Origin of the sequence: Pseudomonas sp. MWU12-3103b (assembly GCF_023100615.1) — a bacterium.
GTDB classification, from domain to species: Bacteria; Pseudomonadota; Gammaproteobacteria; order Pseudomonadales; family Pseudomonadaceae; genus Aquipseudomonas; species Aquipseudomonas putida_A.
This window is the reverse complement of the sequence record NZ_JALMEY010000013.1, coordinates 153,710-170,103: the sequence shown is the minus strand read 5'-3', so window position 1 is coordinate 170,103 and position 16,394 is coordinate 153,710. Positions and strand designations below refer to the sequence as shown.

Sequence of the window (16,394 nt, the reverse complement as noted above, 5' to 3'; positions counted from 1 at the left end):
GCGTCATTTCAGATGTGCGCCCATGTTCTTCTTGCTGCCACATCCCTAACTGTCGCCATCGACACGCCGAATTGATCAGCCAACTCAGCCTGAACCGATCTCGTCAGCGGCTTGGTCGCGCGAATGACGCGAACGTGATCTTCAGTAAGCTTGGAATAGCCGTTGCGCTCACCTTCAGCGGCGTTGGCGCCATGGTCATATCCATGCTTCCGGTTGCCTGAGGCGCTCACCCACTCCAGATTGAGCAGGTCGTTGTTGGATCGAGAGGCATCAATATGATTTACCTCGGTGGCGTCCACTGGCTTTGGCAGGAAAGCTTCAGCAACCAGGCGGTGGACACGCACGGATTTTCGCTTTCCGGAATCGGTTAGGTTCACCGACGGATACCCGGAGACCAGGAACTGCGAAAGAATTGCTCCAGCGACTCCGCTGTTTCGCGTCGTAAGTCTCTTGATTCGTCCACGATCACTGACCGCGTAGTTGGGCCAGTCCAGAATCTGTTTCCATTGCTCTTCCACCTATGCAACTCCTCTGATGCAAGTACCACAGGACCGGGCAATCGAAGCCTTTGAGACCTCTGGGGAACCGTTCGCCGCGTCAACCATTCGCTGGACGTCTTTTGATGCGCCGTATCGCCTGACGACACCAACAAATTCCTCGACATCATGCCCGCGGATACAAAGCTTTGGCGCGCCCTCTTTTGTAAATTTTGGAGCCCCGTACTGATCAAGCTCTTGAGCTATATGAAATAACTCATGCTCGACCAACGCACAGAAGTCAGCGTCGGAACAGTCGGCGCAGTAGTCGGCGGCCAGGGTGATGATGTAGGCCGGCACGTCGCCGAACCAATCCAGCATCTGCTGTTCCATCCGGGCCTTTTGCCAGCCACCGGCGCGGAACGCTACCTGCTCTGCCTGGCCCACCACCGTGCGCCCCTTCTTCGTGAAGGCAGCAGACGCCCACATCACACGAATGTCCGCATCGATCAGATGGGCGTGCTCTTCGTTGTGGATGCTTCCGGTGTCAGCGAGGATCTCGGCTTGGAGCCATTCCCAAACTTCAGGCGCCGGGATCAGGCGAATGCCAAAGCTGGACAGCTCAGACAGGTCGAGCAGTGAAGCCGGCGGCATTGGCCTATCCATTCACTCCTCCGTGTCGCGACACAATTTGCTGATTCGCGATACGTGTCGCGACTTACTTGGATCGACGTTCGATCCCGCCCGGTGCCTTGTCACAACGCATGCAGTGCTCACAGTTCAATGTCCGGCAAAGCCACGCTTTCACCCGCTGCCACCAGATGACCATGAAGATGTGACGCATACCGGCAAGGGCCAGCGAGACGTGAAGCGTGATCCCGGCGGTGGTCGGGCCGATGATGAAGATGTTCTGGTTGCGGCTCATCACCACAAACCCGCTGATGGCGATCGCCGAATAGATCAGCTTGCCGAGGATGCCGTCCCGCACTTTCCCGCTCAGAACACACCAGGTCGCCCACAAGGCAATCAAGCCGCAGGCAATGGAGTTGATCAGTTCAAGACTCATGGTGGATTGCCTCCCCCGAACCGCTGGCGAATGAGCGCCCAGAGGTCAGCGGCTTTGATGGCCCGGTTGATGGCTGCGAGCAGCGATCCGCCGAAGGTGCCCAGCAGGAAGCCCACACCGGCAACGATGTTCGGCTCGGTCACGCCAAGGTACGCACTGACCATACCGGTCAAGTACAGGGCGCAGGCCACTCCAGTGGTGAGGAAGATCAGCCAGGCGCGCCAATCGGTCAGATCGTCCTTGTGCCACCAACTGGCGACGATGACGCCGAACAGGCCGGCGATCAGCAGATCCAATCTGTCGAGCAGGCGGTGCAAAAAATCCATGCGCTCGACTCCGTGGGCATGAAGAAACGAAAAGGCCCCTGCAAGTGCAGAGGCCCTGAATAGGTGCGCTCGTCTTTCCGAGCTGTCTGCCAAAGACTCTCCCAACGTCGACGCCCCTATGCATCGATCTCGCTGATCCAGTCTCGCGCCACCCCGAAAGCAAGTTTGAGGTCAGGGTGCGCGGGCTGCCGGCGTTGATTCCGTACGTCGCACTATCCGGCTATCGACGTCCAGGCCTTCCCGAAGGCTGTCCTGGCTACAGTGTTGCTGGCTGGCATTGGAGGACTCGAACCTCCGACCGGGCGGTTAACAGCCGCCTGCTCTACCGACTGAGCTACATGCCAATGTGGTGCCGCCACGAGGATTCGAACCCCGGGCCATTCGCTTACAAGGCGACTGCTCTACCACTGGAGCTATGGCGGCGAATTTCAGGCAATAAAAAACCCGGCGCGGTGGCCGGGTTTCGTTTATCACTCCTCGATACGCGCAGGAATGACAGGATGGGGTTAATTTCGCTCATCCGCTCACTGATGTCAACAGGCAATCATGCAGCTTGTTCAATCAGCAAACCTTCCACCTCCAGAATGTCGGCAGCGTGCGCCAGAGCCTCGTCGACCAAGACGTCAGCAGCCTTGCCGATATCCTGCCGCCACCGACGTCGAGTCGATTCCGGCGTCCCGTCGTTGTCCCAGGTGTTCATGTCGTAGAAGCTGTCCTTCAGCACGATCATGTCGGCCGATCGGGACTCGTCTCTCTTCGCCTTGGCCTGGCCTGCCGCCAGCGCAGCCCTCACCACTGCTTCGCGACGCCACTCCGGTGCATCGAGCGGGATCTCGACGGATACGGACGTGGCCACCTTCGGCCGCGCCCCCTTCAGCTGCGGGATAGCCCAGGCAGTGGTCGCCTTGAACAGAAACAGCTTCGGGGCCGGGGTGTTGATGAGGGTCTGCAACGCTGAGATCGCTTGCACCTTGCGTCCCTTGTGGGTGCTGTACTTCGCCACAAGCGCATCCCAGTGCTTCGGCTCGAGCGCACTGTGCAGCCGGGCAGACACCCAGCAGTCCACCTGCGTGCGGTCGATGGTGTCGGCGCCACGGGAACGGACCAGTGTCGCCAGATCGCCGCCCTCCTCTTCGTCGGCAGAGTTGTACAGCTTCTGCCATGCCTGTTTGCTGGTGTTGTCGATGGCCTCAGCCGCGAGGGCGGAGACAACTGCGTTCAGAACGCCTGGATAGATCATGCTACAGCCCTCTTCAGTTCGCGGGTCTTGGCTCGGTATTCGGCCTTGATGGTTTTGATTTCTTCGACGGTGAGCTTCTGGGGCTGATGAGGCCCTTCAATCCAGGCCACCTTGTCGGCGCCGATGCGCTGCACCAACCGGATGCGGTACTCGACCGCGTTGCCGGACAGGTTGCGGTTGCACTTCACGCACTGGCGGTGGATGTTCAGGGGTTCGAAGCGCAGCTCCGGACAGGCGCCGACGGATCGGTAATGGCCAGCGTCCCAGCGGCTGCCCGTCATCAGGTCACTGTCGTTCGGCATTGAGTCGCAGCTGATGCACGGCAGGTGCGCATCACGCAGGCGGACGTATTCGTTCACCGCGGCCTGGGCTTCGCGCAGGTGGTCAGCTCTGGTCTTCAGTTTCTCTTTGCGGACTTTGATCTCGCGGCGACCGAGTTGGGCGATGGCTTTGCTCGCTCTCTCGCTATTCGCCGGTGCCATTGCCAGAGCGCACTTCGGACTGCACACCGCCTGCCCCAAGCGCTGCGGCGGGAAGCTGATACCGCATGCAGGGTTTTTGCACTTCTTTGGCTTGGGCTTCTTGATAGGGGGTTCGGTTCTCATCAGAGAAAATCCTCCGAATTGACACGCTTCCCCGTGCGACGGAAGTACTCAGCGCTTTTTGCATTGGCCAGCAGCTTGCAGCGGTTGCAACATGAGCCCTTAGCTCCAGCCTTAATGGCCTTCGCCGTTCTCAGGACGTAGTAGCCGCATACACACTTACAAACCCACCGAGCCTTTGTTTCGGCCGATATGCCAAGCACGATCAGTCGACCGAACTTAACCCCTACGAGGTTCAAGAAACCTGGCAAGCACAGCTCAAGATCGGTCGGCTGCCGGATCGAAAGCGGAAGCTCCGAGTCGGCGTGCTTCTCATCTACGTGATAATCAAACGACTCACCGCGCGACACGACCCGCGCCGCCACGGAATTCACCGGGCGATCATTTCCATTTTTCATGCGGCCTCCTGGCTCAGAAGATCATCGAAGTACACGCCCTGCGGAGCGAAGCGCGCGACAATGCGGTCGGTGTACGCAACGCCTTGGGCGCGATTGAACAGGCTGGTCACCGGAAACCCGTCAGGACCAAAGAGCTTGCACTCCCCCATCAGGGCGAGCTTCGCCTCGTATGGCAGGTGCCGCATCACCCGATACCACTCAGCCTGAAAACCGGCGTCCTCGTTCAGCAGGATCTGCACCCCGATGTGCAGCTTGCAGTAGCACCTAGCGTCGGCGGCGTCGCCGATCTGGGTCATCTCGGAGATGCGTTTGTACATCGCGAACCACAGCCGGTTCTGGTCGAGCGTACGATCCTTGCCTGGGCGCAGCGAGACCACCACGAACTTCTTGTCGCGGAACATGGCGCTGAGCTTGGTGATCGCCTCGGAGAGCTTGGCCTGACAGTTGACACTGATCTTGTCAGTCATGACGGCCAACCTTGCTCGGGAGACCGTCGATCATCTCCCCGAGCTGCTTTGTCAGTCGGTCGTTCTCGGCCAGCAGATCCAGCGCCACCTCCTCCACGGTCTTATCCCCCAAGAATTCCTGTAGCGCATCGGTATTGCGCTTCCACTCCGCGCAGTCAGCCTTCCAGGCAGCGACCTCACTCCACAGCAGGGACTGGAGTTTCTGTTTGTCGATGGTCATGTCCGTTTCTCCGTGTCCTTTCTGCCGAACTTGGCCAGCAGTTGCGCCCGTGCGGCGGCGCCGGTGGTTGGGACGCCCTGAGTGGCCAGCAGTCGTGCTTGGCGCTGGCTGGCGAATTCCTCGGCCAGTTCCAATTCGCTTTTCTGGCTGTCGTGCCCGATGCCCGCGGCGATCTTCCCGTCCAGTGGCTGGTTGGTCTGTGCGCGGCGCAGGATCACCTCGTAGTTACGGTCGAATCTGGCCCGCAGGCCCTTGTCTTCCTGCTTTGCCGCTCGCAGGTCAAACAGTCCGGTGGCTTCCGCCGCGAGCTTCACCGCTTCGTGGCTGTAGGTGCCCATCAGCGCCTCAAGCCAAGCGTCGGCCGGTGTGGGCATGCCGAAGTCTTCAGGACCGGGCACGCACATGGCGATGAACTCACCAACGCTCGGCGCGAAAGGCTTCTTGAGCTTGCGGCACTTCTGGATGCCGAACTCGATCTGCTCCAGGGAGCGAATACCAGCGTCGGCGAACTCCTTGATCCATTCGGCCTTGGCGGCGTCGAGTGCTTCGGTGGATGGCCAGGCCTGGCGCCATGCCGGGAAGATCCCGCGCAGCCGGCGGAACAGGTCATTCACCACTTCTGCCGTCTGCGGAGTCACTTGCAGCGGCTGGACGTGCTTTGCAGGCGGCAGGTTGCCCATGGTCGCCATCAGTTGGTTGGCCGGCTTCATGGGACCACCACAAAGTCACGGGCCCAGTTGGTGCTGTCGAAGTCAGGCTCAGCACTTGGGCGAGTCGGGAACGGTTTCACATTCGAGGCCGCCGCGCGATTGCGGTCGTTCAGCACCCACTTCACCAGCATCTGCACCCATTCGGCCTGGGTATTCACTTGACCGCGCGGTTCGTAGTGGGCTGTGAATGCACGTCGCGCTTCTTCGGTGAACAGGTTCGGCGCTACACCTGAATGCACCGAGTAGGTTTTGAGAAGCTTTTGATCAGGATGCCAGTCCAAGGTCATTTCGCTGGGCATGCGAGGATCGACAGCCTCGTGCGTAGAGAGAGGTTCTTTACTCTTCTCTTCTTTAGGTAACGCAGGAGTAACGCTGCCAGCGTTACTTTTGGTTTTGTGATTCGACACCCTTTTTGCCGTCAAAGCCCTGTTTTTACCGGTCTTCCCGTTATGACGCTCGAAGTGAGGAAGGCTGATTACACCGTCACACTCATCCATCCAACCCACGGCTTTCATGTGATCGCAGAATCCGATAACGCCTACCGAACGATCGAGTAACTTTTTGCTAACGCTCGGAGCGTTACCTTTTTCGGTTTGCTGATCGAACCACGCCCACACACGCATGAGCTTTCCGACCACTGCATCCTGATCAATGTCTGCGAGGTCGGCGATCTGGCAAACCTCGGGCTTGTCCATGGTTGCGAGTTCGAACTTGATCCAGTCCCCGGCCATTACACGACCTCCCTCAATTGGTATTGCGCCCACAGACCGGCAATCCAGTTGACGCCCTTGGGAGTGAATTTGGATTGGTTGTAGGCGTGACCGCCGTCAGTGGTGCCTGCCTTTACCTCAAAGCGGCCAGCGTCGATGTGAGGCTGGTAGGCCTGCCACTCGCCGCCCATGCGGTACATGATCTTTTTGTCGAGCAGGAACTCGCGGAAGCGCGATTCGTTGGCCTTGAGCAGCTTCGCCACCTGGCGGAAGCCCTTGAGTCCGGTTGATTCGACGTAGCGCTCGACGAAGGCAATCTTCGGCGCGGCCTCAATCAGGGCCTGATTGGCCGCTTGCTGAAGTTCGAACTGCTCAGCCCACGCACGGGCAGCCGCTGCAGGATTGGAAAAGTCTGGAAGCGTGGCGATAACCCGAGGACCTTCCAGCTCCTTGAGTTTCTGGAGGACGGAACGGCGCACTGCTTTCGATTCGCGCATCCCTACCAGCATGCATTGGTCGAGAGTCAGCCCGTAAGTCGCCACCTGGTTACCGTGCAGAGGGGTGTAATATTTTTGCACCCCCTCCAGATCGTCGCCCAACTCGTCCTCAACCCGGGAAAGGAAATGGTCATTGCGGACCCTTGGCTCGCCTGCCTGCTGTCGCGCTTCGTTGATCATGTCGCGGAGGGCGATGGTTGAAACAATGCGCGACACGTTTTCACCGTTGCCAAATTGTGTCGCGACACTGGCCGGGGTATTGATCGTTTGGTTTGATTGGTGCATGATTTGCTCCACAAGCGTTTTAAGAGAGCCGGGTCACTACCCCGGCTTTTTTTCGTCTCGAATTTGGCAGAGGCCCTCTGGATTACCCTTAAGAGTCCCTGCCAGAGGCCCTCATTGGGGGCACCAACTTCAGCACCTTGGCTTTCTTTCGCCCCACTTCTGAGAGCGCACCGCATGCAATCGCGGTTTCCATCATTGCGTTGACGGCATGGCTGAAAGTCCAGCCGTTTACGCGCATCAATTCCTCCACTCGCTTTCGAGTCGGAGGAGGCAGCCTTTCCAGCTCTACGGTCATTTGGCCCTCCAAAGGGGCTTCAGCCCGCGATATCTTCTTGTTTGTCCTGCATCAGTTCCTCGATCACGCCATTGGCCACTGCCCACTCGATGATTTCGTAGAGGTAGGTGGCGTGCTGCATACGGGTTTTGGTCGCGGCCTTACGCAGAATCCGATCAAGCACTGGTTCGAATCGAACCTTCACCGGGATGGCGCGCTTTTGATTGGGGTCCATGTACATGCTTCGATGCTCCTGGTTTCAGAAATGGAAAAACGTCTATCGAACCAGAGGTATGACTACGCAGCAGCGTCTTGCTGGCTGGCTTTCAAGGCGCCCTTGGTAATTCGCTCGATCTGGTACTGGCGCAGCTCGGGCACCACCTCCCACTGACGGACTGCCTCATAGGTAACGCTGAGGGCCTTTGCCAGGGCGGAGATGGAGCCGAAATGCTTGATTGCTTGCGACTTGGTCATACCGACCTCCTTTGCTCTTCCTCATATTCAAGCATGCTTGTGTATTCAAAACAAGCATGCTTGACAAGCACTCTTGTAGATTGCAGCCATGAAAACGACTGAACGAATCACAAAACTTGTTCTTGCTCGAAAGCCGGACATTGGCGTGCGGAGTGTGAAGCGTGACATCGCGACCACCTGCGGCATCAGTTATGAGGCTGTGCGGCAGTGGTTCGCCGGCGATACCGAGAACATCAAAAACGAGAACCTGATCGCGCTTGCCGACGGCTATGACACGACGGTCGACTGGCTTTTGTCAGGAAAAGGCGAGCCGCCTCGGCGCAAGAACGGCGCCCAGGCTCAGGAGTTGACCGAGGCAAAATCATCCGCCGACCTGGTAAGCGCGATGCTGGCCAAGCACGGGAAAAACCTAAGCGATGAAGCTCGGACGAAAATTGCTGACGCGGTGAAAGATGCTGCCCTGCACGTAGTGCTAGGGGATTCGGCTGAGGTCGATTATTACCGTCCGGGCGCCGTGGGTGATGAGGTGTGGATCGCGCACTACGACGTTCGCGCTGCGATGGGTGGCGGCCAGATCCCGCACGACTATCCCGAGATGCTGCAGGATGTCCGAGTCAGCCCCCAGCACCTTCGCGAGATGGGTGTCGAATTCAAAGAGCATTTTCATCTGAAAATGGTGACCGGCTGGGGCCAATCGATGGCGCCGACGATCAAGCATCGCGATCCGCTCCTGGTCGACATCAGCATCCGGGAATTCGTGGGGGATGGGATCTACATGTTTTCCTGGGAAGGTCACCTCTACATCAAGCGTCTCCAGTGGGTCGGTGATGATCAGATCAAGATGATTTCAGATAACGAACGGCACCCACCGCAGACGATAAGAGCAGACGAAACCTTTATACAGGCTCGCGTACTCCTCGTTTGGAATGCCCAACTGGTGTAATGCTAAGCCTAACTATCAATTAAATTGGCACGCATAACCGCATGACAGGGAAGCGAAGGCCTCGACAGGAAGTTAACAATGTCAAAGACTCGTTTTAATCTCTTCAGGTATCAGCTACTTCCAAGAGATCGATATTTTCAAGGTGACCTATACGGCCCTAAATCAGTCGACGATTTGATAGAGCAGAAAAATCGGATATTTGCTGAAGCTTTAAAGCTGCCCACTGCATTCAAAAGCGAAAGAGCCGAAATAAATGTTCAAAGACTTTACGAAGATAAAGACTTCTTTCTATTTAGGGTGGCAGTAAATAGGTCAGTAAATCTCGAAACGAAGGACTTCAGCGTAAAATCCGTTGACAACTGGCCAAAAATATTAGTAGCCATCTGGAACGATCCAGAAATACAGCTCATTGCAGTGCAACACAGACTTCAAGCCTTTCAGCATTCGCGAGCTGTTGCAAAAATAATTATGAAGTCTATTGAAGAGCCATTAGCTCGACACCAGCTAATATCATCAGTAGAGCCTCTGATTGAAAAACGTGTTTTCTGGGATCTTGTCGAAAAACATCGCGGAAAAATCAAAAAGGTTGAGTTCGAGCTTGTTACTCCTAACATGGCGTCAATCTCAAAGGCCCTTCCCGAGGACCTGCGCTCATTTGCGAAGAAAACTAACGCCGTGAAAAGCACGCTTGCAATCGAAGCGGACCCAGGCGCCTCGCTAGTGCTCGATAAGGCCGACCCGACAGTAGACGGACTAGCATCTTACACGAGTGACGGCGGAGGCAGTGTTTCAATTACTTTAAGCGGCGTTAAGAAGAAAATAAATACTGCAAATGAAGTTAAGGAAATTGAGATAGGAGATGCTAAACTGGATGGATCGGCGGAGGATATCGCCAACATACTCAAGGAACTGATGAAATGATAAAGCAGGTACTGACAAATACGCTAATTGCACTAGGTATAGGATATCTATGCCAGCTGCTGCAATCGTTTTGTCAGAGCCAGTTCCTCATCACCTTCTTGAAAGGCAACCTAATCACTTTGTTGATCGCGCTACTCGCTATCAATTCGGGAACAATGGGCATTGTTCTGACTAAAATACGAGAGTTAATAGATAAAGCTGGCGCTGGGTCGGAAGCTTTTCAGGCGACAAAAAATGAGATGCTGCTATCGATCAAAGAACAAATCGCCCTAATTGTTATATCGGTGATTTTGCTTACTGTTGCCGACTCCGAGCTAGTCAAGCAGTCAAAAGAACTGGCCGCTGTATATCCGGTTTTGCTTTTTTCCTTATTCTCATACTCGATAATTAATTTATACGACACCGCAAAAAGCGTGCTTATAATTATCGACTACGACTGAATTACTAGATTTAGCTAACAATGAATTACAAAAGCCCGCAAATTAGCGGGCTTTTTCTGTCGATTAGAACGGTGCGGGCTCCTCCAGCGCCACTTCAAATAGATTTTCCACCTCGGCGCTCCTCTCCTCCTCGCCTTGAGGATCCCACCTGAGCGTCACTGAGTCGTCGTCATTGAATGTCATGTCTATGCACTCCGTCTCTGACAACAATCCCATCACCTCCTCCCACTCCCTCTCTCCATCCGTGTCCAGCCGATGGATCGTCACCCATCGCTGAATCTGCGCGACCGGGTGATTGATCATCGATGACACCCTGAGCGATAGCCGCTCCAGGCCGGTTAACACTTGGCGATCCTTCTGCGACCGGCTCTTTTCTTGGCTACTCATGCCCAACTCCTAACTACTGGATGCGCATACAGTATTAAAAATAAATACAAGTTTGCTTGCATTCAAAACACCAGCATGCTTTTATAAATGCAAGTCCACTTGCACTTGGACAGGGCCTCAAGAGACCCGCCGCTCTTTAACAGTCAGGAATCTTCGCGGATCGATCCCCGGAAACGGGCATAGCGCGAAACACAAACTTCGATCCCCATGCAGGCTCTGGAACCTGCCGGACTCCCCATATGGGAGGACGCCAAACCATGCAAGCCAGCCGGCGAAGAACACCGAACACGAAATGTGTGACGCCGGCCAGGTGGGGAAACCGCGGCGCCGCGCATGGAATGGAAAACAGATTTCACTGGCTGGCCTTGGCGACAGGGCCAGACGGGAAATCAACCGGAGAACCACGATGACTCGCAATGAACATGAAGAAGTCGAAAGCTACGCAATCGCAGCGATGATCGGCCTCATTTCTGCCAACGATGACCGCCCCGAGCTGATCGTGACCAAGGCCTTCGATATCGCCGAGGCATTCCAGCAAGAAAAGCTGAAGCGAATCGGCGAAAAGCCTCCATACGACTGCTGAACAACCAGCGCCACGACAGCCTGTCGTTAACTGCCCGATCCTCTCTATGAGAGCGCATCGGGGTGTGATCTGAGGCCAAGCCTCGGGCGGCGGATGTGCCAACAGGTAGTCTTCAGGGCTGCCCCATCCGCTCAATACCGGTTGAGTCCCGGTCAGATCCCACCCCGATGCGGACGAAACTGCGGCCTATAACCGCCCACCTGCATCACAACCAACTGCCGAAGGATGCTCGGCAGTTACCTTCAATCAGAGGAATGGCAGCCATGTAAAAGTGAGCGATTCACCTGCGCGGCGCGGCAAGCCTGAAGGCTGGCGCCCATCACTCATACAGGCAGCGGACAGTAGGCCGTCGATGTCACCGCGCATCGGCCGAATGAGGTAGGCCACCCCAGCGCACGAAGACAACTTGATGATGCAAACCCGGTCTGTCGCCAGCAGCGAGACCGGGCCACTTCTCCGACACCACCCGAATGCACTCCCCTCCGCGCCCAACGGCAACCAGCGGAGCGAACGAGTGCATCCGAGTTTTGTTGGATCAACCACATGGAGCAAATCATGGCCGAGCAACGAGCGCCGTATCCACGGTCGGCAGACAACGCTGATCAGATGAACCTGCCCGAGGGCAAGACCTGCGGCGACTGCGTGCACTGCAAGCGCTGCACCGCGATGTTCGGCCACATCCCTGCGGATGAGTCGTGCGACTGGAGCCCCTCGCGCTTTCGTGAAGCCATTCCGGCCACCGCCTAACCCCAAACACTGGAGGTCGTCATGCACAACTGCACCGACACACAAGCAGTTTGCCGAGGTTGCGGGCTGAAGCTGCGCGGCTCGCCATCGTGGAAAGGCGGCCTCGCCTATCACCCCGAGCCGAAAGGTGAAGTCCACCGCTGCCATTACGGCGGCTGGGTCTGCTCGCGCCGCTGCGATATCCGCGCCTGCGTCGAGCTGGAAGGAACCATGCCTGGCTGCGGCGGCGTGAACAGTTACCAGCAGCTGTCCATTTACGCAAAACAGAGCATTGAGCGCCATTGGCCGGAGGTCGCATGAACGCAGCACTGAAGATTTGTCAGGCCATGTACGACGCGCAATTGCCTCCGGCGGTGAGCGAGCCAGACGAACAGCGGGAATGGCTGGAAAGCGCCGCTGAACAGCTGGTGTGCGGCTCGGATGTGGAATGGAAGCGCCGGCTTGGCCCGGTGCGGAAGGTGACCTCAGCGGAGTACGCCGAACACCTGCAGCACCACCTGAATCAGCGACAGATCGACGGGTTCGATGATCGCGACTCGTTCGCCAACTTGGTGCTGGCCGTCGTGGTTGGCAGTCCGGCCGAGGCGCTGACGCACGCCAAACACCTGCTGGGCAGCAACAGCCCGGTCACACAGCTTGAGGCGATCGCCGCCAACTTCCTCCGCCCTCACGCCGCTGAAGCTGTTGCTGCTGAGCGCGAAGCGGCCGAGGACGATGTGGACAGCGACCTATGAGCGCTCACATCGCCATCGATAAGGCTCTGGAAGCTGCTGAACACGCCGGCGCCCGCCAGATCGACGAAACCCTGGCCGAGGGGCTGATCATCCAGCACTTCACAGCCAACGCCATAACCGCAGAAGAATTCAAACACTACAGCGCCCGCCTGCTGAAGATCAGTCGGCAGCGCAAGGAGCTGGCAGCATGACCACGCCAATCGTCACAACGCTGGTTGATGAGCAACTGGCAGATATCGAGCGCAAGATCGCCGTCCTCGGTTTCGGCCTCCCCTTCAACGAGGTCATCGGCCGCAAGCGCGAGGATCTGGTCGACAACCTCCCACAGCGACTGTCGGTGACCATGAAAGGCGGGCGCATCGCTGTGAGGGCTCGGCCATGAATCTCGTCTACTGGATTCTCGTCGTGGTTCTGGTGGTAGGCGCAGGCGCCCTCAAGGTCGTCAATAGCGAGCCTGGCACCTGCCAAGTTCCAAAATCGACCACCTACAAGGTGTTCCAGTGACCAGTCGCCAATGGGCGCGCCGCCTGATCATCTGGCGCGGCGCGTTCTCTTCCCTCGGCGTTTTCACCTTCCTGATGCTGCTCAGCGCCCTCGCCGACCGCATCACTCAATAAACCAAGCATTCAATCGCTGCGCACCGCGCGGCAAGGAACAGTCATGTCCGCTCAAAGCGTTGCGCCGGTGGCGCACGACCGAAACCTCCACGTCCTTCCGCACGCAGCAACCAGCACCAGCGCTTTGGTGCTGGACGGCGACAGCCTGGACAAGATGATGCGCCTGGCCGAAGTCATGGCCACCGGCCGCGCTACGCTGCCGAAGCACTTCAACGGCAACCCTGCGGATTGTCTGGCGGTCGTCATGCAGTCGATGCAGTGGAAGATGAACCCGTTCGCCGTGGCGCAGAAAACGCACTTGGTGAATGGCGTGCTGGGCTACGAAGCGCAGCTCGTAAACGCGGTGATCACTACCTGCGCACCGGTGCTGGATCGCCTGCACTACGAGTGGTACGGCGCTTGGGAAAAGGTGATCGGCAAATTCACCATCAAGAACGGCGACAAAGGTGAGTACCGCGTCCCGGGCTGGAAGCTTGAGGACGAGCAAGGGCTGGGCGTGAAGGTCTGGGCGACCTTTCGCGGCGAAGACGAGCCGCGCGTGCTTGAGCTGCTGCTGGCCCAAGCCCGCACCCGCAACAGCACGCTCTGGGCAGACGATCCTCGCCAGCAACTGGCATACCTCGCCACCAAACGTTGGTCGCGTCTCTACTGCCCGGACGTGATCCTCGGCGTGTACAGCCCGGATGAGCTGGAAGAAACCGCACCAACCATTCGCGACGTATCACCGGCGCGTGGCGCGGCACCAGCTGAACTTCCGCCCTACCCCGACGAGAAGCTCGCAGAGAACTTGCCTAAATGGCAAGTCGCTGTCGACGCCGGCCGCTCCGCCCCTGATCACCTGATCGCAACTGTCAGCAGCAAATTCACACTGAGCGAAGAGCAGATCGCCAAGATCAAAGCGCTCGCGCCGATTGAAGGAGACCACGAATGAAAATCCACAATGTCGCTCAGGGCTCCGAAGCCTGGCACGCGCTCCGCGCCAACTACTTCACGGCTTCAGAAGCGCCGGCAATGATGGGCGCCTCAAAGCAGATGAAGCGCACTGAACTGCTGCACGCGAAGAAGACCGGTCTCGATCGGGACGTGTCGTGGTGGGTGCAGAAAAATCTGTTCGACAAAGGGCACGAAGCGGAGGCGCTCGCTCGGCCGATTCTTGAGGGGCGAATTGGCGAGGACCTGTTTCCCGTCGTCGGCACCGAAGGTGATCTGCTCGCATCCCTCGATGGCTGCACCATCCTCGGCGACGTGTTGTTCGAACACAAAATGTGGAACGAGCAACTTGCTGCCGACGTTCGCGCGGGTACGCTGGATCCGCACTACTACTGGCAGCTCGAACAACAGCTGCTGGTGAGCGGCGCCGAGAAAGTAATTTTCGTCTGCTCCGACGGCACCGAGGAAAACTTCGTGTCGATGGAATACGCGCCGGTGCCCGGCCGCGCCGCAACGCTCGTCGCAGGCTGGAAACAGTTCCAAGCCGATTTGCAGGACTTCACTCCCGCCGAGGTGGTGCCGGAGGCTGTTGGTAAAACGCCGGAATCCTTGCCCGCTCTGCGCATCGAGGTTACTGGGATGGTCACGGCGAGCAACCTTGAGCAGTTCAAGGCTCACTCGCTGGCCGTTTTCGGTTCGATCAACACTGTGCTGGAAACCGATCAGCACTTCGCTGACGCCGAAAAAACGGTCAAGTGGTGTGGCGATGTCGAGGAGCGACTGGAAGCCGCCAAGCAGCACGCGCTGAGCCAAACCGAAAGCATTGACGCGCTGTTCCGCACCATTGACGAGATCAGCGCCGAGGCGCGCGCCAAGCGTCTGATGCTCGACAAACTGGTGAAGGCTCGCAAGCTCAGCATCCGTGAAGACATCGTCATGGATGCAGCCAAGGCGCTGCAGGTCCACATCGACCAGATCAATGCTTCACTGGGCGGCAAAGCGCGCATGCCGGCGGTGCCTGCTGATTTCGCCGGAGCCATCAAAGGCAAAAAGACGATCAGCAGCCTGCGCGACTCTGCCGATTCCGAGCTGGCCCGCGCAAAGATTGCCGCAAGCCAGGTCGGCGACAGCATCCGGAGCAACTTGGCCAGCCTGGGCGAGCTCGCAGCCGACTACATGTTCCTGTTCAACGACGTTCAGCAGCTGGTGATGAAGGCAAACGACGATCTGGTCGCACTGATCAAGGTGCGCATCTCTGAACATCAGAAGGCCGAGAAGCAGAAAGCCGAAGATCAGCGCGAGCAGATCCGTCAGGAGGAGCTGAAGCGAATCGAAGACGAGGCGAAAGCCAAGGCGCCGGTCGAACAGGTTCCAATTGCCAGCCCGGCACCAGTGAAAGCTGCGGCGCCGGTTCAGTCAGCCTCGAAACCATCGACTACAACCGCTGCGCCGGTGAACCTGCAGGCCGAAGTGTTCGATCTGGAGTCGCTGATCAAAGCTGTCGCCTACGGCCAAGCCCCTATTTCGGTGCTGACCGTGGACTGGGAGGCACTCGACGCAATGGTCGCCGCCCAGGGCGCTAAGTTCAGCATGGCCGGCGTCAAGCTGGTCAAGGTGGCGGCATGATCAGCAACCATCTCAACCTGATCGAGCAACAGCGGCAGAACGCGGAAGCCATCAATGACCAGGTCGCCCAGTACCTGGCCGCCGGCGGGCGGATCGACAAGCTGAAGAGCCCGCCGCGCAATCCGCTGCCGCCGCCCCGCTCAAACAAAATAGACCCTGAAACGGTACTCAAGCGGCGCCCGAAGCCGATATCGGCCGCTGACCGAAAGACTCTGCGCAAAATGGCGGACTCGATATGAGCAAGCGCAAACCATGCAATCGTCGGGTGCAGATCGAGCGCAGCATGCGCGCCCTGGTCAACACCCACCACGCAGCTGTGATCAACATCGATCCAAGCGGCCTTCAGGTCATGATCAACTGGAAGAACGGCAAGCAAATCCTGTCGAGAGCGGTTTCCGACGCACTCTGCGATGTCGCGCACCGCTGGACGATCTACATCGCGGGCATCTGCGTTCGTCAGGACGGCGCCCAATACATCAAGTCGATCGACATCAAGCCCGACGGCGTGCACCTGGTGGAAAGGCTCTCGGATGTCCTTGAGCATTTCTACGAAGAGGTGAAGGCCGATTGCAACCCCAATCACCGCGTCGGCATGGGCTGGCTGGCCGTGCCCGGTGACACGCCGGTGCCCGAAGCACGGTTATCGGCGCTGCTGGCATCGGTCGGCGCTTGGCATCAGGTGAAGGTTGCAGCGTGAGACGAACCATCAACCGGGCGGCCA

29 protein-coding genes and 2 tRNA genes are annotated in these 16,394 nt (G+C 57.9%); 14 read left to right on the top strand and 17 right to left on the bottom strand.

The genetic code is table 11. The features are described 5' to 3' along the window. Positions 1-8: 8 nt before the first annotated feature. The 16 genes from M0808_RS28590 to M0808_RS20270 all read right to left on the bottom strand — a co-directional run bounded on the left by M0808_RS28590 (position 9) and on the right by M0808_RS20270 (position 7,745). Positions 9-518 (bottom strand): NUMOD4 domain-containing protein, encoded by a 510-nt coding sequence (locus M0808_RS28590; protein ID WP_247842256.1) that lies wholly within the window; start codon positions 516-518, stop codon positions 9-11. Beyond that, positions 519-1,142 (bottom strand): putative metallopeptidase, encoded by a 624-nt coding sequence (locus M0808_RS20340; protein WP_247842255.1) that lies wholly within the window; start codon positions 1,140-1,142, stop codon positions 519-521. 52 nt (positions 1,143-1,194) lie between these two features. Beyond that, on the bottom strand, positions 1,195-1,542 hold the full coding sequence (locus M0808_RS20335) for a hypothetical protein (protein ID WP_247842254.1): 348 nt from the start codon (positions 1,540-1,542) through the stop codon (positions 1,195-1,197). After that, entirely contained in the window at positions 1,539-1,868 is a 330-nt protein-coding gene (locus M0808_RS20330) for a hypothetical protein (protein ID WP_047297555.1), read from the bottom strand. Before M0808_RS20330 ends, M0808_RS20335 begins: the two co-directional genes overlap by 4 nt. A 268-nt stretch (positions 1,869-2,136) precedes the next feature. Beyond that, positions 2,137-2,212: transfer RNA gene (locus tag M0808_RS20325), tRNA-Asn, on the bottom strand. Positions 2,213-2,215: 3 nt separating this feature from the next. Then, a tRNA-Thr gene (locus tag M0808_RS20320) sits at positions 2,216-2,291 on the bottom strand. 121 nt (positions 2,292-2,412) lie between these two features. Then, a complete protein-coding gene (locus M0808_RS20315) occupies positions 2,413-3,108 on the bottom strand; it encodes a hypothetical protein (protein ID WP_247842253.1) in 696 nt (231 codons plus the stop codon). Next, the gene (locus M0808_RS20310) at positions 3,105-3,713 is read right to left on the bottom strand and encodes a recombination protein NinG (RefSeq protein WP_247842252.1); all 609 of its coding nucleotides are present in this window, start codon (positions 3,711-3,713) and stop codon (positions 3,105-3,107) included. Before M0808_RS20310 ends, M0808_RS20315 begins: the two co-directional genes overlap by 4 nt. Further along, the gene (locus tag M0808_RS20305) at positions 3,713-4,108 is read right to left on the bottom strand and encodes a hypothetical protein (RefSeq protein WP_247842251.1); all 396 of its coding nucleotides are present in this window, start codon (positions 4,106-4,108) and stop codon (positions 3,713-3,715) included. Before M0808_RS20305 ends, M0808_RS20310 begins: the two co-directional genes overlap by 1 nt. Next, entirely contained in the window at positions 4,105-4,575 is a 471-nt protein-coding gene (locus tag M0808_RS20300) for a hypothetical protein (RefSeq protein ID WP_247842250.1), read from the bottom strand. The genes M0808_RS20305 and M0808_RS20300 overlap by 4 nt, the downstream gene beginning before the upstream one ends. Further along, positions 4,568-4,795, bottom strand: a complete 228-nt coding sequence (locus M0808_RS20295; protein WP_247842249.1) for a hypothetical protein — start codon at positions 4,793-4,795, stop codon at positions 4,568-4,570. The genes M0808_RS20300 and M0808_RS20295 overlap by 8 nt, the downstream gene beginning before the upstream one ends. Further along, a complete protein-coding gene (locus tag M0808_RS20290) occupies positions 4,792-5,505 on the bottom strand; it encodes a replication protein P (RefSeq protein ID WP_247842248.1) in 714 nt (237 codons plus the stop codon). The genes M0808_RS20295 and M0808_RS20290 overlap by 4 nt, the downstream gene beginning before the upstream one ends. After that, entirely contained in the window at positions 5,502-6,236 is a 735-nt protein-coding gene (locus tag M0808_RS20285) for a DnaT-like ssDNA-binding domain-containing protein (protein WP_247842247.1), read from the bottom strand. The genes M0808_RS20290 and M0808_RS20285 overlap by 4 nt, the downstream gene beginning before the upstream one ends. After that, a complete protein-coding gene (locus tag M0808_RS20280) occupies positions 6,236-6,997 on the bottom strand; it encodes a phage antirepressor KilAC domain-containing protein (RefSeq protein WP_247842246.1) in 762 nt (253 codons plus the stop codon). Before M0808_RS20280 ends, M0808_RS20285 begins: the two co-directional genes overlap by 1 nt. 314 nt (positions 6,998-7,311) lie before the next feature. Next, a complete protein-coding gene (locus tag M0808_RS20275) occupies positions 7,312-7,506 on the bottom strand; it encodes a hypothetical protein (protein ID WP_237143817.1) in 195 nt (64 codons plus the stop codon). A gap of 62 nt (positions 7,507-7,568) precedes the next feature. Continuing rightward, entirely contained in the window at positions 7,569-7,745 is a 177-nt protein-coding gene (locus M0808_RS20270) for a Cro/CI family transcriptional regulator (RefSeq protein ID WP_009048019.1), read from the bottom strand. Positions 7,746-7,833: 88 nt separating this feature from the next. Here M0808_RS20270 and M0808_RS20265 point away from each other — a divergent pair, with 88 nt between their 5' ends. The 3 genes from M0808_RS20265 (at position 7,834) to M0808_RS20255 (ending at position 10,049) form a co-directional block, all read left to right on the top strand. Beyond that, positions 7,834-8,688 (top strand): S24 family peptidase, encoded by an 855-nt coding sequence (locus M0808_RS20265; protein ID WP_247842245.1) that lies wholly within the window; start codon positions 7,834-7,836, stop codon positions 8,686-8,688. Between the two features lie 78 nt (positions 8,689-8,766). Beyond that, complete coding sequence (locus M0808_RS20260) at positions 8,767-9,609, top strand: hypothetical protein (protein ID WP_247842244.1); 843 nt, start codon at positions 8,767-8,769, stop codon at positions 9,607-9,609. Next, the gene (locus M0808_RS20255; RefSeq protein ID WP_247842243.1) at positions 9,606-10,049 is read left to right on the top strand and encodes a hypothetical protein; all 444 of its coding nucleotides are present in this window, start codon (positions 9,606-9,608) and stop codon (positions 10,047-10,049) included. The genes M0808_RS20260 and M0808_RS20255 overlap by 4 nt, the downstream gene beginning before the upstream one ends. A gap of 63 nt (positions 10,050-10,112) precedes the next feature. On the opposite strand, the gene M0808_RS20250 is transcribed toward M0808_RS20255, so the two are convergent. Next, entirely contained in the window at positions 10,113-10,436 is a 324-nt protein-coding gene (locus M0808_RS20250) for a DUF1654 domain-containing protein (RefSeq protein WP_247842242.1), read from the bottom strand. 406 nt (positions 10,437-10,842) lie between these two features. Between M0808_RS20250 and M0808_RS20245 the strand changes: the two genes are divergently transcribed. From M0808_RS20245 to M0808_RS20200, 11 genes are all read left to right on the top strand, one after another. Next, complete coding sequence (locus M0808_RS20245) at positions 10,843-11,019, top strand: hypothetical protein (protein WP_247842241.1); 177 nt, start codon at positions 10,843-10,845, stop codon at positions 11,017-11,019. A 555-nt stretch (positions 11,020-11,574) separates the two neighbouring features. Continuing rightward, complete coding sequence (locus M0808_RS20240; RefSeq protein ID WP_247842240.1) at positions 11,575-11,766, top strand: hypothetical protein; 192 nt, start codon at positions 11,575-11,577, stop codon at positions 11,764-11,766. A 21-nt stretch (positions 11,767-11,787) separates the two neighbouring features. After that, on the top strand, positions 11,788-12,066 hold the full coding sequence (locus M0808_RS20235) for a hypothetical protein (RefSeq protein ID WP_247842239.1): 279 nt from the start codon (positions 11,788-11,790) through the stop codon (positions 12,064-12,066). Beyond that, positions 12,063-12,500, top strand: a complete 438-nt coding sequence (locus tag M0808_RS20230; RefSeq protein WP_247842238.1) for a hypothetical protein — start codon at positions 12,063-12,065, stop codon at positions 12,498-12,500. Before M0808_RS20235 ends, M0808_RS20230 begins: the two co-directional genes overlap by 4 nt. Next, positions 12,497-12,691 (top strand): hypothetical protein, encoded by a 195-nt coding sequence (locus tag M0808_RS20225; RefSeq protein ID WP_204895521.1) that lies wholly within the window; start codon positions 12,497-12,499, stop codon positions 12,689-12,691. The genes M0808_RS20230 and M0808_RS20225 overlap by 4 nt, the downstream gene beginning before the upstream one ends. Next, entirely contained in the window at positions 12,688-12,882 is a 195-nt protein-coding gene (locus M0808_RS20220) for a hypothetical protein (protein ID WP_103486728.1), read from the top strand. The genes M0808_RS20225 and M0808_RS20220 overlap by 4 nt, the downstream gene beginning before the upstream one ends. After that, complete coding sequence (locus M0808_RS28495) at positions 12,879-13,004, top strand: hypothetical protein (protein WP_268989791.1); 126 nt, start codon at positions 12,879-12,881, stop codon at positions 13,002-13,004. Before M0808_RS20220 ends, M0808_RS28495 begins: the two co-directional genes overlap by 4 nt. Before the next feature lie 156 nt (positions 13,005-13,160). Then, the gene (gene recT / locus M0808_RS20215; RefSeq protein WP_247842237.1) at positions 13,161-14,048 is read left to right on the top strand and encodes a recombinase RecT; all 888 of its coding nucleotides are present in this window, start codon (positions 13,161-13,163) and stop codon (positions 14,046-14,048) included. Further along, positions 14,045-15,673 carry a YqaJ viral recombinase family protein gene (locus M0808_RS20210; RefSeq protein WP_247842236.1) on the top strand — a complete coding sequence of 543 codons (1,629 nt, stop codon included), beginning with the start codon at positions 14,045-14,047 and terminating at the stop codon, positions 15,671-15,673. Before recT ends, M0808_RS20210 begins: the two co-directional genes overlap by 4 nt. Beyond that, positions 15,670-15,912: a hypothetical protein gene (locus tag M0808_RS20205; RefSeq protein WP_247842235.1), complete on the top strand. Its 243-nt coding sequence runs from the start codon at positions 15,670-15,672 to the stop codon at positions 15,910-15,912. Before M0808_RS20210 ends, M0808_RS20205 begins: the two co-directional genes overlap by 4 nt. Then, positions 15,909-16,370, top strand: coding sequence for a hypothetical protein (locus tag M0808_RS20200; protein WP_123587648.1), 462 nt, complete (start codon positions 15,909-15,911; stop codon positions 16,368-16,370). The genes M0808_RS20205 and M0808_RS20200 overlap by 4 nt, the downstream gene beginning before the upstream one ends. Positions 16,371-16,394: the final 24 nt, after the last annotated feature.

What these genes read in the sequence shown, in the direction of transcription:
- M0808_RS20340 (WP_247842255.1), bottom strand. Translation starts at nt 1,142, where the DNA reads ATGGATAGGCCAATGCCGCCGGCTTCACTGCTCGACCTGTCTGAGCTG.
- M0808_RS20335 (WP_247842254.1), bottom strand. Translation starts at nt 1,542, where the DNA reads ATGAGTCTTGAACTGATCAACTCCATTGCCTGCGGCTTGATTGCCTTG.
- M0808_RS20330 (WP_047297555.1), bottom strand. Translation starts at nt 1,868, where the DNA reads ATGGATTTTTTGCACCGCCTGCTCGACAGATTGGATCTGCTGATCGCC.
- M0808_RS20315 (WP_247842253.1), bottom strand. Translation starts at nt 3,108, where the DNA reads ATGATCTATCCAGGCGTTCTGAACGCAGTTGTCTCCGCCCTCGCGGCT.
- M0808_RS20310 (WP_247842252.1), bottom strand. Translation starts at nt 3,713, where the DNA reads ATGAGAACCGAACCCCCTATCAAGAAGCCCAAGCCAAAGAAGTGCAAA.
- M0808_RS20305 (WP_247842251.1), bottom strand. Translation starts at nt 4,108, where the DNA reads ATGAAAAATGGAAATGATCGCCCGGTGAATTCCGTGGCGGCGCGGGTC.
- M0808_RS20300 (WP_247842250.1), bottom strand. Translation starts at nt 4,575, where the DNA reads ATGACTGACAAGATCAGTGTCAACTGTCAGGCCAAGCTCTCCGAGGCG.
- M0808_RS20295 (WP_247842249.1), bottom strand. Translation starts at nt 4,795, where the DNA reads ATGACCATCGACAAACAGAAACTCCAGTCCCTGCTGTGGAGTGAGGTC.
- M0808_RS20290 (WP_247842248.1), bottom strand. Translation starts at nt 5,505, where the DNA reads ATGAAGCCGGCCAACCAACTGATGGCGACCATGGGCAACCTGCCGCCT.
- M0808_RS20285 (WP_247842247.1), bottom strand. Translation starts at nt 6,236, where the DNA reads ATGGCCGGGGACTGGATCAAGTTCGAACTCGCAACCATGGACAAGCCC.
- M0808_RS20280 (WP_247842246.1), bottom strand. Translation starts at nt 6,997, where the DNA reads ATGCACCAATCAAACCAAACGATCAATACCCCGGCCAGTGTCGCGACA.
- M0808_RS20275 (WP_237143817.1), bottom strand. Translation starts at nt 7,506, where the DNA reads ATGGACCCCAATCAAAAGCGCGCCATCCCGGTGAAGGTTCGATTCGAA.
- M0808_RS20270 (WP_009048019.1), bottom strand. Translation starts at nt 7,745, where the DNA reads ATGACCAAGTCGCAAGCAATCAAGCATTTCGGCTCCATCTCCGCCCTG.
- M0808_RS20265 (WP_247842245.1), top strand. Translation starts at nt 7,834, where the DNA reads ATGAAAACGACTGAACGAATCACAAAACTTGTTCTTGCTCGAAAGCCG.
- M0808_RS20260 (WP_247842244.1), top strand. Translation starts at nt 8,767, where the DNA reads ATGTCAAAGACTCGTTTTAATCTCTTCAGGTATCAGCTACTTCCAAGA.
- M0808_RS20255 (WP_247842243.1), top strand. Translation starts at nt 9,606, where the DNA reads ATGATAAAGCAGGTACTGACAAATACGCTAATTGCACTAGGTATAGGA.
- M0808_RS20250 (WP_247842242.1), bottom strand. Translation starts at nt 10,436, where the DNA reads ATGAGTAGCCAAGAAAAGAGCCGGTCGCAGAAGGATCGCCAAGTGTTA.
- M0808_RS20245 (WP_247842241.1), top strand. Translation starts at nt 10,843, where the DNA reads ATGACTCGCAATGAACATGAAGAAGTCGAAAGCTACGCAATCGCAGCG.
- M0808_RS20240 (WP_247842240.1), top strand. Translation starts at nt 11,575, where the DNA reads ATGGCCGAGCAACGAGCGCCGTATCCACGGTCGGCAGACAACGCTGAT.
- M0808_RS20235 (WP_247842239.1), top strand. Translation starts at nt 11,788, where the DNA reads ATGCACAACTGCACCGACACACAAGCAGTTTGCCGAGGTTGCGGGCTG.
- M0808_RS20230 (WP_247842238.1), top strand. Translation starts at nt 12,063, where the DNA reads ATGAACGCAGCACTGAAGATTTGTCAGGCCATGTACGACGCGCAATTG.
- M0808_RS20225 (WP_204895521.1), top strand. Translation starts at nt 12,497, where the DNA reads ATGAGCGCTCACATCGCCATCGATAAGGCTCTGGAAGCTGCTGAACAC.
- M0808_RS20220 (WP_103486728.1), top strand. Translation starts at nt 12,688, where the DNA reads ATGACCACGCCAATCGTCACAACGCTGGTTGATGAGCAACTGGCAGAT.
- M0808_RS28495 (WP_268989791.1), top strand. Translation starts at nt 12,879, where the DNA reads ATGAATCTCGTCTACTGGATTCTCGTCGTGGTTCTGGTGGTAGGCGCA.
- recT (WP_247842237.1), top strand. Translation starts at nt 13,161, where the DNA reads ATGTCCGCTCAAAGCGTTGCGCCGGTGGCGCACGACCGAAACCTCCAC.
- M0808_RS20210 (WP_247842236.1), top strand. Translation starts at nt 14,045, where the DNA reads ATGAAAATCCACAATGTCGCTCAGGGCTCCGAAGCCTGGCACGCGCTC.
- M0808_RS20205 (WP_247842235.1), top strand. Translation starts at nt 15,670, where the DNA reads ATGATCAGCAACCATCTCAACCTGATCGAGCAACAGCGGCAGAACGCG.
- M0808_RS20200 (WP_123587648.1), top strand. Translation starts at nt 15,909, where the DNA reads ATGAGCAAGCGCAAACCATGCAATCGTCGGGTGCAGATCGAGCGCAGC.